This is a genomic window from Klebsiella sp. 141161 (assembly GCF_050600815.1).
Taxonomy (GTDB): Bacteria; Pseudomonadota; Gammaproteobacteria; order Enterobacterales; family Enterobacteriaceae; genus Klebsiella; species Klebsiella aerogenes.
On sequence record NZ_JAQIRN010000002.1, the window covers coordinates 213,340 to 228,222 of the forward strand.

General features: G+C 55.5%; 9 protein-coding genes. 2 read left to right on the plus strand and 7 right to left on the minus strand.

The annotated features are described in order from the left end of the window. The first annotated feature begins 295 nt into the window (after positions 1–295). The gene (locus tag PGR79_RS05645) at positions 296–1,405 is read left to right on the plus strand and encodes an SDR family oxidoreductase (protein WP_113372946.1); all 1,110 of its coding nucleotides are present in this window, start codon (positions 296–298) and stop codon (positions 1,403–1,405) included. 67 nt (positions 1,406–1,472) lie between these two features. Here the strand turns inward: PGR79_RS05645 and eno are convergent, their stop codons facing one another. The 5 genes from eno to rlmD all read right to left on the minus strand — a co-directional run bounded on the left by eno (position 1,473) and on the right by rlmD (position 9,336). Then, on the minus strand, positions 1,473–2,771 hold the full coding sequence (gene eno / locus PGR79_RS05650; RefSeq protein WP_015369968.1) for a phosphopyruvate hydratase: 1,299 nt from the start codon (positions 2,769–2,771) through the stop codon (positions 1,473–1,475). An 80-nt stretch (positions 2,772–2,851) separates the two neighbouring features. Then, positions 2,852–4,489 carry a glutamine hydrolyzing CTP synthase gene (gene pyrG / locus PGR79_RS05655; RefSeq protein WP_015703305.1) on the minus strand — a complete coding sequence of 546 codons (1,638 nt, stop codon included), beginning with the start codon at positions 4,487–4,489 and terminating at the stop codon, positions 2,852–2,854. A gap of 279 nt (positions 4,490–4,768) precedes the next feature. Continuing rightward, the gene (gene mazG, locus PGR79_RS05660; RefSeq protein WP_015703306.1) at positions 4,769–5,560 is read right to left on the minus strand and encodes a nucleoside triphosphate pyrophosphohydrolase; all 792 of its coding nucleotides are present in this window, start codon (positions 5,558–5,560) and stop codon (positions 4,769–4,771) included. Positions 5,561–5,672: 112 nt separating this feature from the next. Continuing rightward, positions 5,673–7,910, minus strand: a complete 2,238-nt coding sequence (gene relA, locus PGR79_RS05665) for a GTP diphosphokinase (RefSeq protein WP_047078980.1) — start codon at positions 7,908–7,910, stop codon at positions 5,673–5,675. 121 nt (positions 7,911–8,031) lie between these two features. Beyond that, positions 8,032–9,336 carry a 23S rRNA (uracil(1939)-C(5))-methyltransferase RlmD gene (gene rlmD, locus PGR79_RS05670; protein ID WP_087858595.1) on the minus strand — a complete coding sequence of 435 codons (1,305 nt, stop codon included), beginning with the start codon at positions 9,334–9,336 and terminating at the stop codon, positions 8,032–8,034. 110 nt (positions 9,337–9,446) lie between these two features. Here rlmD and barA point away from each other — a divergent pair, with 110 nt between their 5' ends. Continuing rightward, positions 9,447–12,197 (plus strand): two-component sensor histidine kinase BarA, encoded by a 2,751-nt coding sequence (barA, locus tag PGR79_RS05675; RefSeq protein WP_087858596.1) that lies wholly within the window; start codon positions 9,447–9,449, stop codon positions 12,195–12,197. 138 nt (positions 12,198–12,335) lie between these two features. Here the strand turns inward: barA and PGR79_RS05680 are convergent, their stop codons facing one another. Both PGR79_RS05680 and gudD read right to left on the minus strand, forming a co-directional pair. Further along, positions 12,336–13,475: a glycerate kinase gene (locus PGR79_RS05680; RefSeq protein ID WP_087858597.1), complete on the minus strand. Its 1,140-nt coding sequence runs from the start codon at positions 13,473–13,475 to the stop codon at positions 12,336–12,338. A gap of 66 nt (positions 13,476–13,541) precedes the next feature. Next, the gene (gene gudD / locus PGR79_RS05685; RefSeq protein ID WP_213793482.1) at positions 13,542–14,882 is read right to left on the minus strand and encodes a glucarate dehydratase; all 1,341 of its coding nucleotides are present in this window, start codon (positions 14,880–14,882) and stop codon (positions 13,542–13,544) included. Position 14,883 lies beyond the last annotated feature (1 nt).

Consider the following 14,883-nt stretch of genomic DNA (forward strand, 5'->3'; position numbering starts at 1 on the left):
TCTTGCGACGTATCTTCTCGCGGATAAAGATGTAACAAAGAATGTTTTTCATGACCGTAACGGTCGTTATTTATTGCTGCTCAAACGAATAAAAAGAAACCATTAATCAAAGATGTACAAACCGATACATGAAACAATGAATCTTTTATCTACGCTCAGGGTCAAATTCAATTCACTTGATTTCCATAGCTTAAAATAAGCTTAAGAAACCGATTATTGCCGCCTGTTTTTATTTAATCTCCGTTTAATTTTCCGCGCCTAGAATCCAGTCGACCAACCATGAGAGACTGCATTCATGAATACATTATTAATTACAGGCGTTACCGGATTTCTGGGCGGAGCGGTATTAGAGAATATCCTTAATAATGAAAATGGGATTAATCTACTGCTCCTGGTGCGAGCCAATAACGATGAAGCGGCTCTGACCCGGGTGAAGGAAAACCTGCGTAAATTCAATATTGCAGAGGAGAAGCTGGCCGCATTAACCACCCGGCAGATCCTGCTCGGCGATTTGTCATCCCCGGAGGCATTTCTGGACGACCCCCGTCTGGAGCGGGTTACTCACGTTATCAACAGCGCTGCCGTTGCCTCATTTGGCAATAACCCGCTCATCTGGAAAGTAAATGTCGAAGGAACGTTCAAATTTGCTCAACGAATGTCCCGCGTGGCAGGACTACAGCGTTTTCTCCACGTCGGGACCGCGATGTCCTGTACCCCGGAGCCAGATTCACTGGTCGCAGAAAGCGCTGAATTCCGCGAGCACGCCGAGCATCTGGTGGAGTATACGCACTCCAAATCGACCATTGAGCGCCTGATGCAGGAGCAGTGTCCGACGTTGCCGTTAATCATCGCCCGCCCTTCTATCGTCGTTGGTCATACTCATCACGGCTGCCAGCCCTCCAGCAGCATTTTTTGGGTGTTCAGCATGGGGCTGATGCTGCAAAAATTCCTTTGTTCAATGGAAGACCGCGTTGACGTCATCCCGGTCGACTACTGTGCCGACGCGCTGCTGATGTTATTACAACGCCCGCTGGCGCGCGGTGAAGTGGTGCATATCTCCGCCGGTGAAGAGAATAGCGTCAAGTTTGCGGAAATCGATCGCGCGATGGCCTCGGCGCTGGAGCAAGCCCCGGTAGGCGACCGATACGCGCAGGTCAGCTATGAGACGCTGGTAAAAATGCGCCGCGAGTTGAAGGATATTTTTGGCCCGTGCAACGAGCGCTTAATGCTTAAAGCGATGCGCCTGTATGGCGCCTTTGCGACGCTTAACGTCCGCTTCAGCAATGATAAACTGCTTAGCATGGGCATGCCCAAACCGCCGCGTTTCACCGATTATATCGACCGCTGCGTACAAACCACCCGCGGGCTTTCTATCCCGCAGCAAATGGCCGTCGATTTTAAGTAAACACGATGCGCAGGTAAAAAAAATGCCAGTCCGCAGACTGGCATTTTTATTTCACAAAAAGTCAGGATTACGCCTGGCCTTTGATCTCTTTACGACCGTTGTACGGCGCTTTTTCACCCAGAGCTTCTTCGATACGAATCAGCTGGTTGTATTTAGCAACGCGGTCAGAACGGCTCATAGAACCAGTTTTGATCTGGCCTGCAGCGGTACCAACAGCCAGGTCAGCGATGGTAGCGTCTTCAGTTTCGCCAGAACGGTGAGAGATGACAGCGGTGTAGCCAGCGTCTTTCGCCATCTTGATTGCAGCCAGAGTTTCGGTCAGAGAACCGATCTGGTTGAATTTGATCAGGATGGAGTTAGCGATGCCTTTTTCGATGCCTTCTTTCAGGATCTTGGTGTTGGTTACGAACAGATCGTCACCAACCAGCTGGATTTTGTCGCCCAGTACTTTGGTCTGGTATGCGAAACCGTCCCAGTCAGACTCGTCCAGACCATCTTCGATGGACACGATCGGGTACTGTTTGGTCAGTTCTTCCAGGAAGTGGGTGAATTCTTCAGAGGTGAAAGCTTTGTTGCCTTCGCCAGCCAGAACGTATTTACCGTCTTTGTAGAATTCAGAAGCTGCGCAGTCCATCGCCAGAGTGATGTCTTTGCCCAGTTCGTAGCCTGCTGCTTTAACCGCTTCAGCGATAACAGCCAGCGCTTCAGCGTTGGAACCCAGGTTCGGCGCGTAGCCGCCTTCGTCACCAACTGCAGTGTTCATGCCTTTGGACTTCAGAACTTTCGCCAGGTGATGGAACACTTCAGAACCCATACGTACGGCTTCTTTCAGAGTCGGCGCGCCAACCGGCTGAATCATGAATTCCTGGATGTCGACGTTGTTGTCAGCGTGCTCACCGCCGTTGATGATGTTCATCATCGGAACCGGCATAGAATATTTGCCCGGAGTGCCGTTCAGTTCAGCAATGTGTTCGAACAGCGGCTGGCCTTTAGAAGCAGCAGCTGCTTTAGCGTTCGCCAGGGATACCGCCAGGATTGCGTTCGCACCGAAGTTGGATTTGTTTTCAGTACCGTCCAGGTCGATCATGATCTTATCGATGCCAGCTTGATCTTTAGCATCTTTACCCAGGACTGCCTGAGCGATCGGGCCGTTTACCGCAGCAACAGCTTTGGTTACGCCTTTACCCAGGAAACGGGATTTGTCGCCATCGCGCAGTTCCAGCGCTTCGCGGGAACCAGTAGAAGCACCTGACGGAGCAGCTGCCATACCGACGAAACCACCTTCCAGGTGTACTTCGGCTTCAACAGTCGGGTTACCACGGGAGTCGATGATTTCACGACCGATGACTTTAACGATTTTGGACATTAGGTTTTCCTCAGTACAAGTTAAACTAAAACTCCAGACAAACAATGCACCCAATTGGGTGCATTGCCGTTCTAACTCTTTTACTTCGCCTGACGCTTCTGGTACTCGCTCGCGGCTTTCACAAAGCCTGCAAACAGCGGGTGGCCGTCACGCGGCGTCGAAGTAAACTCCGGGTGGAACTGGCAGGCCACAAACCACGGATGGTTCGGCACTTCGATGATCTCGACCAACTGATCATCCCCGGAACGGCCCGCAACGCGCAGGCCGGCAGCTTCAATCGGTTTCAACAACATGTTGTTGACTTCGTAGCGGTGACGATGGCGCTCGGTGATTGTCGGCTCGCCGTACAGCTGACGGACCAGAGAATCATCACCCAGCTGGCACTGCTGCGCGCCAAGGCGCATGGTGCCGCCGAGGTCGCTCTTCTCGGAACGAACTTCAACATTGCCTTCTTCGTCACGCCATTCGGTAATCAGCGCCACCACCGGGTACTTACAGTCTGGCACAAATTCCGTAGAGTTGGCGTTTTCCATGCCCGCTACGTTGCGCGCGAACTCAATCAGCGCAACCTGCATACCCAGGCAGATGCCCAGATATGGAATATTGTTCTCACGCGCATAGCGCGCGGTGGCGATCTTGCCTTCAACGCCGCGGTAGCCGAAGCCGCCCGGGATGAGGATCGCGTCCAAATCTTTGAGGATTTCGACGCCGCGCGTTTCAACATCCTGCGAATCAATAAGCTTGATGTTGACGGTCACGCGGTTTTTCAGACCACCGTGTTTCAGCGCTTCAATCACCGATTTGTAGGCATCCGGCAGTTCAATGTACTTACCGACCATACCAATGGTGACTTCGCCTGCCGGATTAGCTTCTTCATAGATTACCTGTTCCCATTCGGCCAGGTTTGCTTCCGGACAAGTTAAGCTGAATCGTTTACAAATATAATCGTCCAGCCCCTGAGATTTCAACAGGCCTGGAATTTTATAAATGGAATCGACGTCTTTCAGAGAAATCACAGCCTTTTCCGGGACGTTACAGAACAATGCAATTTTTGCACGTTCGTTGGCCGGAACCGCGCGATCGGAGCGGCAAATCAGGATATCAGGCTGAATACCGATGGAGAGCAGCTCTTTTACAGAGTGCTGAGTCGGTTTAGTTTTGACTTCACCCGCCGCCGCCATGTATGGCACCAGGGTCAAGTGCATGAACAGGGTATGCTCACGGCCGATTTCTACCGCCATCTGGCGAATAGCTTCGAGGAACGGCAGGGATTCGATATCGCCTACGGTACCGCCGATTTCAACCAGCACCACGTCATGGCCTTCGCCGCCAGCCAGTACGCGCTCTTTGATGGCGTTGGTGATGTGCGGGATAACCTGTACGGTTGCGCCGAGATAGTCGCCACGGCGCTCTTTACGCAGAACGTCGGAGTAGATACGACCGGTAGTGAAGTTGTTGCGGCGAGTCATCTTGGTACGGATGAAACGCTCGTAGTGACCCAGGTCCAGATCGGTTTCAGCGCCGTCTTCAGTAACGAACACTTCCCCGTGCTGGATTGGGCTCATGGTACCCGGATCGACGTTGATGTACGGATCCAGTTTCATGATAGTTACGTTGAGCCCACGGGCTTCAAGAATGGCTGCCAGGGAAGCTGCGGCAATGCCTTTACCCAGAGAGGATACGACCCCGCCGGTCACAAAAATATAGTTCGTTGTCATGCTGAACCTGAGAAGTTAGGGTAAAACGATGGAATAACCAGGACGGGAAAGTAGTATACCCGAACATGCGTGACGCCACAAACTTTCATTCTCCCCTCCTCTTCTTTCTACCAGCCGCACCTGCGTTGCGACTCGAACAACTCGAAGAGGCAGGCTACATGGTGTTTCAACAACATAACGGAATGAGAAAATAGCCGCTTTTGGCGAAATGTTTTTGACGTAAATCAAGCGCTTGTTATTTATAAAATCACACAAATAGCGCTTGATCACGAAAACTCGTTAGAGATCAGTTTCCTGGCGTTTTACTTCCTGCCACACTTCTTCCATGGTTTCGAGGTCAACGCCGGTCATTTCCAGGCCTCTGGCGGCGACAATACGCTCAACTTCGCGGAAGCGGCGCTCAAATTTGAGGTTCGCTTTCTGCAATGCGACCTCGGCTTTTACCCCTAAATGGCGGGATAAATTCACCGTGGCGAACAGCAGGTCGCCCACTTCTTCCTCGAGTTTAGCTTCATCAACCACCGCCTGCTGCGCTTCATGCATGACTTCATCTATCTCTTCATGCACTTTATCGAGCACCGGGCCAAGCGAGGTCCAGTCGAAGCCCACCGCCGAGCAGCGGCGCTGAATTTTATGCGCGCGCATCAGCGCCGGCAGGCTATGCGGAATATCATCCAGCGCCGAGTGTTGCGCCTTTTCCGCTCGCTCCGCGCTCTTGATCTGCTCCCAGCGCGCCAGCACTTCCGCACTGTTCCCGGCTGAAGCATCGCCAAAGATATGCGGATGACGCCGTTCCAGTTTGTCGCTGATGGCGGCGCAGATATCGTTGAAATCAAAACGCCCTTCTTCCTGCGCCATCTGCGCATAGAACACCACCTGGAATAACAGATCGCCAAGCTCGCCGCGCAGATCGTCAAAATCTTCGCGCGCAATGGCGTCCAGCACTTCATAGGTCTCTTCAAGGGTGTAAGGGGCAATCGTGGCAAAGGTCTGTTCTTTATCCCACGGGCAGCCGTTTTCCGGGTCGCGCAGGCGGCGCATGATGCCGAGCAAGCGGTCAATTTGAGTCATGTGACAATCCTGGAAATTTAAAAAAAAGGTAGGCCGGATAAGGCATTGATACCTTATCCGACGTTACGAAATTGCCGGATGGCGGCTTCGCCTTATCCGGCCTACGGACGAATTAACCGCCGTGCAGACGACGCGCGTCGATGACATCCGGCACCTGGTTCAGCTTGCCGAGCACCCGGCCCAACACCTGCAGGTTGTAGATTTCAATGGTCATATCGATGGTCGCCAGCTGCTGTTTGGTATCGCTGCGGCTGGCCACGCCCAGCACGTTCACCTTCTCGTTGGCAAGAATAGTGGTAATGTCGCGCAGCAGGCCGCTGCGGTCGTTGGCGACCACGCGCACCACCAGCGAATATCCCGCCGAATAGCTCTCGCCCCATACCGCATCAACGATACGTTCCGGCGCGTGAGACTGCAGCTCAGCCAGCTGATCGCAGTCGGCGCGGTGTACTGAAATCCCGCGCCCCTGGGTGATGAAGCCGACGATTTCGTCACCGGGAATCGGCTGGCAGCAGCGGGCGATGTGATGCATCAGATTGCCAACGCCCTCAACCACCACCCGGCCATTGTCTTTGCTGCGGTTCTGCGGGGTATAGGTTTTCTGCTGCAGCTGCTTCAGCGCGGCCGCATCCTGCTCGGCGGCGCTCGGTTTGTTGAACTGCGCCTGCAGGAAGTTGACCATCTGATTAAGGCGAATGTCCCCGCCGCCGATAGCCGCCAGCAGTTCATCCAGTTCATTAAAGTTGTAGCGCGGCAGCAGATGTTTCTCGGCATCCTTCAGGCTGATGCCCAGATGCTCGAGCTCATCGTCAAGGATCTGCCGCCCGGCGAGAATGTTCTTGTCGCGATCCTGTTTACGGAACCAGGCGTGAATTTTTGAGCGCCCGCGGCTGGTGGTTACATAGCCGAGGTTCGGGTTCAGCCAGTCGCGGCTTGGGTTCGGTTGCTTCTGGGTGATTATCTCAATCTGATCGCCCATCTGCAGCTGATAGGTGAACGGCACAATGCGTCCGCCGATTTTGGCGCCGATGCAGCGGTGCCCAACATCGCTATGGATATGGTAGGCAAAGTCGAGCGGAGTTGAGCCCGCCGGCAGGTCAACCACGTCACCCTTCGGCGTAAACACGTAGACCCGGTCGTCAAAGACCTGGCTGCGCACTTCGTCGAGCATTTCGCCGGAGTCGGCCATCTCTTCCTGCCAGGCGATCAGCTTACGCAGCCAGGCGATACGGTCTTCATGGCCGCGACCGCCGCTCGCCCCGGCGCTGGCGCCCTCTTTATACTTCCAGTGCGCCGCCACGCCGAGCTCGGCGTCTTCATGCATCTGTTTGGTGCGAATTTGGATCTCGACCGTTTTCCCGCCTGGCCCGAGCACCACGGTATGAATAGACTGGTAGCCGTTCGGCTTCGGGTTGGCGACGTAATCATCAAATTCGTCAGGCAGATGACGATAGTGAGTATGCACGATCCCCAGCGCCGCGTAGCAATCCTGTAAACGTTCGGCGACGATACGAACCGCGCGCACGTCAAACAGCTCATCAAAAGCGAGATGCTTCTTCTGCATTTTGCGCCAGATGCTATAGATATGCTTCGGACGCCCGTACACCTCAGCTTTTACGCCTTCGGTTTTCATTTCTGAACGCAGATGGCCGACAAACTCATCGATGTAATGTTCGCGGTCGATACGGCGTTCGTGCAGCAACTTAGCAATTCGCTTGTATTCGGCTGGATGCAGATAACGGAAGCAATAGTCTTCCAGCTCCCACTTCAGTTGACCTATTCCTAAGCGGTTCGCCAGCGGCGCATAGATATTGGTACACTCTTTTGCGGCCAGTACGCGCTCATCTTCGGGTTCATCTTTTACCTCGCGCAGGTGAGCGATACGTTCCGCAAGCTTGATGACCACGCAGCGGAAATCATCGACCATCGCCAGCAGCATGCGGCGAATATTGTCGACCTGTTCTGAGGAGACGGTATCGGTGTGGGTGGCTTTGAGCTGGCGAATCGCCGCCATATCACGCACGCCGTGAATCAGGGTAACGACGGATTTGCCGACGCTCTCTTGCAGGACCTCTTCGCTGACAACATTGCCGTCCGCCAGCGGAAACAGTAAAGCGGCCCGCAAGGTATCGATATCCATATTGAGCATGGAGAGAATTTCTACCATCTCCACGCCACGCCATAACAGGAGATCTGCCTGCGGGTGTCCCTGCGTTGTTACGCGACAATAATCCCAGGTCTCGGCTAAGCGCTCACACGACTGCTGGCTGGAAATCCCCAGACTCGCGATCCATTTCTTCGGGTCAAACTCACCAGCTTTATTAAGATGTGCACTTCTTACCGCAACCATTGTCCTCTCCTTAAGGGACTCAGCCTACCGAAGTCAGCAAGCCATATTTTAAACCCGTCATCCTTCAGTCCACACCGCCATCAGGCATCTTCACTGTCGCCTCGATGCGGGCTGAACAATTTTATGTAAGCTCGCGTTCAAACAATACTATCGATTCCAGGTGCCCGGTGTGCGGGAACATGTCCAGCATCGCCAGACGTTGAATACGATATCCTGCCTGAAGCAACGCCTCACTATCGCGCGCCAGCGTCGCCGGGTTACATGAAACATAGACCACCCGCCGCGGAGCCAGCTTGATAATATGCGCCATCACGCCCGGCGCGCCGGCTCTTGCCGGGTCGAGCAGAATTTTATCAAAGCCATGCTTCGCCCAGGCCTGCCGGGTGACATCCTCTTCCAGGTTTTCATGAAAGAAAGTCACGTTCTGCAACCCATTGAGGGCGGCATTTTCTCGTCCCTTCGCCACCAGCGCGGGCACGCCTTCGACGCCCACCACGCTCGCCGCCGCTTTGGCCAACGGCAGGGTGAAATTGCCCATACCGCAAAACAGATCCAGAACGCGGTCCTGCGGCTGAATATCTAACCAGGCCAGCGCCGTACGCACCATCTTCTGGTTTACGCCATCGTTGACCTGGATAAAATCGCGCGGACTGAACACTAAGCGTAGTCCGTCTGACGTGTACCAGGGTTCATCGCCGCGAATATGTTCAAGTATCTCGCTTTGCGGCGCGAGGTACAGGGATAGACCGTGAGTTTGCGAAAAACGTTCCAGTTTTTCTTTATCCGCCGCCGTTAGCGCGGCGGTATGGCGTAAAACCATCAGCGGTCCATTGTCCGCCTGCACCAGTTCAACGTGGCCAAGTTGACGTTGTGATTGCAGGCTGGTTAAACACTCGCGCACCGCGGGTAACAACGCCTCAAGTTGGGGCACCAAAACAGGGCACTGCACCACATCGATGATTTCGCTGGAATTGGCCTTGCGAAAACCCATCTGCAGTTGTTGGGTCTTTGGCTGATAATTCAAGCTCAAACGCGCCCGACGACGGTAGCCCCAGGGTTCAGCGGCTATAATGTCGTCAACGTCACGTTTCATCAGGCGGGAGAGCGCGGCGCGCTTGCTTTGCTGCTGTAGTTCAATGCTCGCATGTTGCTGCTGACATCCGCCGCAGACGCCGAAATGCGGACAGCGCGGCGCGACGCGCTGTGGACTGTCGTTCAGGCGGCGTTTAACCTGAGCGCGGGCATACTGTTTTTTATCCTCTACCAGCACGACTTCCGCCTGCTCTTGCGGCAACAGGCCGGGGACAAACAGCGCCTTACCCTGATGACGGGCTACGCCCTGGCCAAAGGGATCAAGGTCATTTACCGTCACGGTTATGATCTGGCGCGTCGTCACACGCCGTTTTGCAGAGTAGAATTGCGCCATCGTAGAGGATTATCTCAAAAATATACTGACTCTATACATGAAATCATTCGGGCTACCAATGCAGAAGCCGTCTGAAGGTTGATATGTATATTCTCCCATAATGGAACCGCATGACCAACTACAGCCTACGTGCTCGCATGATGATTCTTATTCTGGCGCCGACCGTTTTGATTGGTTTGCTGCTCAGTATTTTCTTCGTCGCCCACCGCTATAACGACCTGCAGCGGCAGCTGGAAGATGCCGGCGCCAGTATTATTGAACCGCTGGCGGTATCCAGCGAATACGGTATGAATTTGCAAAATCGCGAGGCGATCGGCCAACTTATCAGCGTGCTTCACCGCCGCCATTCCGATATTGTGCGGGCCATTTCCATTTATGATGCTAAAAACCGGCTGTTCGTTACCTCTAACTTCCAGCTCGATCCGCGAGAAATACAGCTCCCGCGCGGCGCGCCCTTCCCTCGCCGCCTGAGCGTCACCCGCCACGGCGATATTATGGTGCTGCGCACGCCTATTGTGTCAGAAAGCTATCTGCCCGATGAGTCGCCGGAAAGCGATGCTAAAATGCCGGGCAACATGCTTGGCTATGTGGCGCTGGAGCTCGACCTTAAATCTGTGCGCCTGCAGCAGTACAAAGAGATATTTATCTCAAGCGTCATGATGCTGTTTTGTATCGGCATTGCGCTGATTTTCGGCTGGCGCCTGATGCGCGACGTGACCGGGCCGATTCGTAATATGGTCAACACCGTTGACCGCATCCGCCGCGGCCAGTTGGATAGCCGCGTTGAAGGTTTTATGCTCGGCGAGTTGGATATGTTGAAAAACGGCATTAACTCGATGGCGATGTCGCTTGCGGCATACCACGAGGAGATGCAGCACAATGTCGATCAGGCGACTTCGGATCTGCGCGAAACGCTGGAGCAGATGGAGATTCAGAACGTCGAGCTGGATCTGGCGAAAAAGCGTGCCCAGGAGGCCGCGCGCATCAAGTCCGAGTTCCTTGCCAATATGTCGCACGAGCTACGAACCCCGCTTAACGGCGTCATTGGCTTTACCCGCCTGACGCTGAAAACCGATCTCAACGCTACCCAGCGCGACCACCTGACCACCATCGAACGTTCGGCGAATAATCTGCTGGCCATCATCAATGACGTGCTGGATTTCTCCAAGCTCGAAGCGGGCAAGCTGATTCTGGAAAGCATTCCTTTCCTGCTGCGCAATACCCTGGATGAAGTGGTGACCTTGCTGGCACATTCGGCGCACGATAAAGGCCTTGAGCTCACCCTCAACATCAAAAATGATGTCCCGGATAATGTGATTGGCGATCCGCTGCGCCTGCAGCAGGTGATCACCAATCTGGTGGGTAATGCGATTAAATTCACCGAGCACGGCAATATTGATGTGCTGGTTGAACAGCGGGCGATAAGCAATTCCAGAGTACAAATTGAAGTACAGATCCATGATACCGGTATCGGCATTCCGGAACGCGATCAGTCGCGGTTGTTCCAGGCCTTCCGCCAGGCCGATGCCAGTATCTCGCGCCGCCACGGCGGCACCGGCCTGGGGCTGGTTATCACCCAGCGGCTGGTCAAAGAGATGGGCGGCGATATCTCATTCCATAGTCAGCCGAACCGCGGTTCCACCTTCTGGTTCCATATCAGTCTTGACCTGAATCCGAACGCCATTACTGACGGTTTCGATACCCATTGCCTGGCGGGCAAGAAGCTGGCCTACATTGAAGCCAATGCTACCGCCGCGCAAAGCACGATGGAACTGCTGGCGACCACGCCGCTGGAAGTGGTCTACAGCCCGACGCTATCAGCGCTGCCGGATGCGCACTACGATATTTTACTGGCCGGTATTCCGGTGTCGATGCGCGATCTCAGCAACCAGCGGGATAAGCTGGTCCGCGCCTGCTCGCTATCCGAAACCCTGGTGCTGGGGCTACCTTGCCACGCGCAGGTTAGCGCCGAAGAGCTGAAAAGAAACGGTGTTACCGCCTGCCTGCTTAAACCATTGACCTCCACGCGGCTTTTCCCGGTGCTGATGGCCTCTTGCCGCGCGCAGCCGCCGGTGCCACAGCCCTATATCGATAGCGATAAACTGGCGATGACGGTAATGGCGGTAGATGATAACCCGGCCAACCTTAAGCTTATTGGCGCGCTGCTGGACGATCTGGTGCAGCATGTCATTCTGTGCGATAGCGGCCAGGATGCCGTAGAGCAGGCCAAACAGTCGCAGTTGGATCTCATTCTGATGGATATTCAAATGCCGGATATGGACGGTATTCGCGCCTGCGAATTGATCCGCCAGCTCCCGCATCAGCAGCAAACTCCAGTGATCGCGGTGACCGCTCATGCCCTTGAGGGGCAACGCGAGAAACTGCTGGCCGCCGGGATGAACGATTATCTGGCGAAGCCGATTGAAGAAGATAAGCTCAGCACCCTGCTGTTGCGCTATCAGCCCGGCATGCACGTCGCCGCCCCGCAAATCGCTGAACCGGTGGAGCCGGTTATCGATCATAACGTCACGCTCAACTGGCAGCTGGCGCTGCGTCAGGCGGCCATGAAACCAGACCTCGCGCGGGAGATGCTGCAAATGCTGCTCGCCTTTATGCCGGAGGTGCGCAATAAAGTTGAAGAACAGCTGGTTGGCGAGACGCCGGAAGGCCTGCTGGATTTAATCCATAAGCTGCACGGTAGCTGCAGCTACAGCGGCGTACCGCGGCTGAAAAAACTGTGCCATACCCTTGAAAGCCAGTTGCGCGCCGGTACCGCGCCGGAAGAGCTGGAGCCGGAACTGCTGGAACTGTTAGACGAGATGGATAACGTCGCCCGCGAAGCGTGCAAGATGGGAGTGTGATTCGGTGTTCCGAATCACGGCGCCACGGTCCGGTACTTGGTTGGTAGCCCCGGTAAGCGTAAGCGCCGCCGGGGAGGGTTCCCGGATCGCTGCGCTACGCGCCTTATCCGGGCTACAAATACCACTGCGCCGGCCGGGTTACCGCTTACCGCCCATCTGCAATACCGCGGCCACGTTACGTGCCGTCATCCGCACGTTGGCGGCGGCGTTCGCCAGCGCCTCTTCCAGAGTACAGACGGTATACAACACGCTAAAGACCGCATCCAAACCATGCTGATGCACGACGCCAACATCGGCGGTCAGGCTGCCGGCAATCCCAATCACCGGCACGTTGAAGCGTTTCGCGACCTTCGCCACCCCCACCGGTACCTTGCCGTGAATGGTCTGGCTATCGATACGCCCTTCACCGGTAATCACCAAATCGGCATCAGCCACTAGCTCTGCCAACCCCAGCGCGTCGGTCACAATCTCAATTCCCGGGCGCAGGTTGGCACCGCAAAACGCATACAACGCCGCCCCCATACCACCCGCCGCGCCGCCCCCTTCCAGGCTCAGCACGTCGATATCCAAATCGCGGGCGATAATCTGCGCAAAGTGTTGCAGGCCGTGGTCAAGACGCTCAATCATCGCCGCCGTCGCCCCTTTTTGCGGGCCAAACACCGCGCTTGCCCCCTGCGGGCCGGTTAACGGGTTGGTGACGTCGCAGGCGACATCAATCCGGCAATCCGCCAATCTCGGATCCAACTCGCTAAGATCGATCCGCGCCAGCGTCTCCAGCGCGCCGCCGCCAGGCGCAATTTGCTGTTGCCCAGCGGTCAACAATTTCGCCCCCAGCGCCTGTGCCATACCGGCGCCGCCGTCATTGGTCGCGCTACCGCCGATACCAATAATAATCTGCGAAACCCCTGCATCCAACGCATGACGAATCAGCTCGCCGGTTCCCCAGGAGGTGGTCAGTAGCGGATTACGTCGCGTGGGTGGCACGCTTTCCAGTCCGCTGGCCGCCGCCATTTCGATATAGGCGCAGCGCATATCACCGGACAGGCCATAAAAGGCTTCGACCGGTTCGCCAAGCGGCCCGGTAACGCTGACCTGTACGATATGCCCTTGCGTCGCGGCAACCATCGCCTCAACGGTACCCTCACCGCCGTCGGCTACCGGGACTTTAACGTACTCCGCATGGGGATAAATCTCGCGAAACCCCGTTTCTATCGCGGTAGCGACATCCAGCGCACTCAGGCTCTCTTTGTAAGAATCCGGCGCGATCACTATCTTCATAAGTGTCCTTAATATGAATAACCCCGGCGACCGGCAGTTGCCGACCCCAACAGGGTCGGCGTTATCTTAGCGAACCATGCAAGGACGTTTGTTATCAAAGGTCCAGTTCGGGATTAAATATTGCATCGCCATGGCGTCATCACGAGCGCCCAGGCCATGTTTCTTATATAGCTCATTAGCCTGCATCACGCGGTCCATATCCAGCTCAACCCCCAAACCTGGCGCCGTCGGCACTTGCACCATACCGCCTTTGATTTCAAACGGTTGTTTGGTCAGACGCTGGTTGCCCTCCTGCCAGATCCAGTGGGTATCGATAGCGGTAATTTTACCCGGCGCCGCCGCGGCTACATGGGTAAACATCGCCAACGACACGTCAAAGTGGTTATTGGAGTGCGAACCCCAGGTCAGGCCAAATTCATGACACATTTGCGCCACGCGCACCGAGCCCTGCATGGTCCAGAAGTGCGGATCCGCCAGCGGAATATCCACCGATTGTAACGACAGCGTATGGCCCATCTGCCGCCAGTCGGTGGCGATCATGTTGGTCGCGGTCGGCAGCCCAGTCGCCCGACGGAATTCGGCCATCACTTCGCGGCCGGAGAAGCCTTGTTCAGCGCCGCAAGGATCTTCCGCATAGGCCAGCACGCCTTTCAGCTGTTTACCTATCTGGATGGCTTCATCAAGCAGCCAGGCGCCGTTCGGGTCGAGGGTCACGCGCGCATCAGGGAAACGCTTCGCCAGCGCGCTGATCGCTTCGGCTTCTTCAAAACCGGCCAACACCCCGCCCTTCAGTTTAAAATCATTGAAGCCATATTTTTCGTAAGCGGCTTCCGCCAGACGAACCACCGCCTCCGGCGTCATCGCCTCTTCATGACGAATACGGTACCAGTCGCACTGTTCATCCGGCTGGCTTTGATAATCCAGCGGCGTCGCGTGGCGGTTACCGACAAAGAACAGGTAGCCCAGCATTTCGACTTCGCTCCGCTGCTGGCCGTCGCCAAGCAGAGAAGCAACGTTCACGCCCAGATGCTGGCCCAGCAGATCCAGCAGCGCCGCTTCAATCCCGGTCACCACATGAATGGTGGTGCGCAGATCGAACGTTTGCAGGCCGCGGCCGCCGGCATCACGGTCGGCAAACTGGTTACGCACGGCGCTCAGCACATTTTTGTACTCGCCCAGCGTTTTCCCCACCACCAACGGCGCGGCGTCTTCCAGCGTCTGGCGGATCTTTTCGCCGCCGGGGATTTCGCCAACGCCGGTATGCCCGGAGTTATCTTTGATGATAACGATATTACGGGTGAAGTACGGCGCGTGCGCGCCGCTGAGGTTCATCAGCATGCTGTCATGCCCGGCAACCGGGATTACCTGCATGGCAGTCACAATTGGCGTTGAAGATGATGTAGTCATA

Excerpts from the sequence above, each read along its gene's own strand:
- PGR79_RS05645 (WP_113372946.1), top strand. The coding sequence starts at position 296 with ATGAATACATTATTAATTACAGGCGTTACCGGATTTCTGGGCGGAGCG.
- eno (WP_015369968.1), bottom strand. The coding sequence starts at position 2,771 with ATGTCCAAAATCGTTAAAGTCATCGGTCGTGAAATCATCGACTCCCGT.
- pyrG (WP_015703305.1), bottom strand. The coding sequence starts at position 4,489 with ATGACAACGAACTATATTTTTGTGACCGGCGGGGTCGTATCCTCTCTG.
- mazG (WP_015703306.1), bottom strand. The coding sequence starts at position 5,560 with ATGACTCAAATTGACCGCTTGCTCGGCATCATGCGCCGCCTGCGCGAC.
- relA (WP_047078980.1), bottom strand. The coding sequence starts at position 7,910 with ATGGTTGCGGTAAGAAGTGCACATCTTAATAAAGCTGGTGAGTTTGAC.
- rlmD (WP_087858595.1), bottom strand. The coding sequence starts at position 9,336 with ATGGCGCAATTCTACTCTGCAAAACGGCGTGTGACGACGCGCCAGATC.
- barA (WP_087858596.1), top strand. The coding sequence starts at position 9,447 with ATGACCAACTACAGCCTACGTGCTCGCATGATGATTCTTATTCTGGCG.
- PGR79_RS05680 (WP_087858597.1), bottom strand. The coding sequence starts at position 13,475 with ATGAAGATAGTGATCGCGCCGGATTCTTACAAAGAGAGCCTGAGTGCG.
- gudD (WP_213793482.1), bottom strand. The coding sequence starts at position 14,882 with ATGACTACATCATCTTCAACGCCAATTGTGACTGCCATGCAGGTAATC.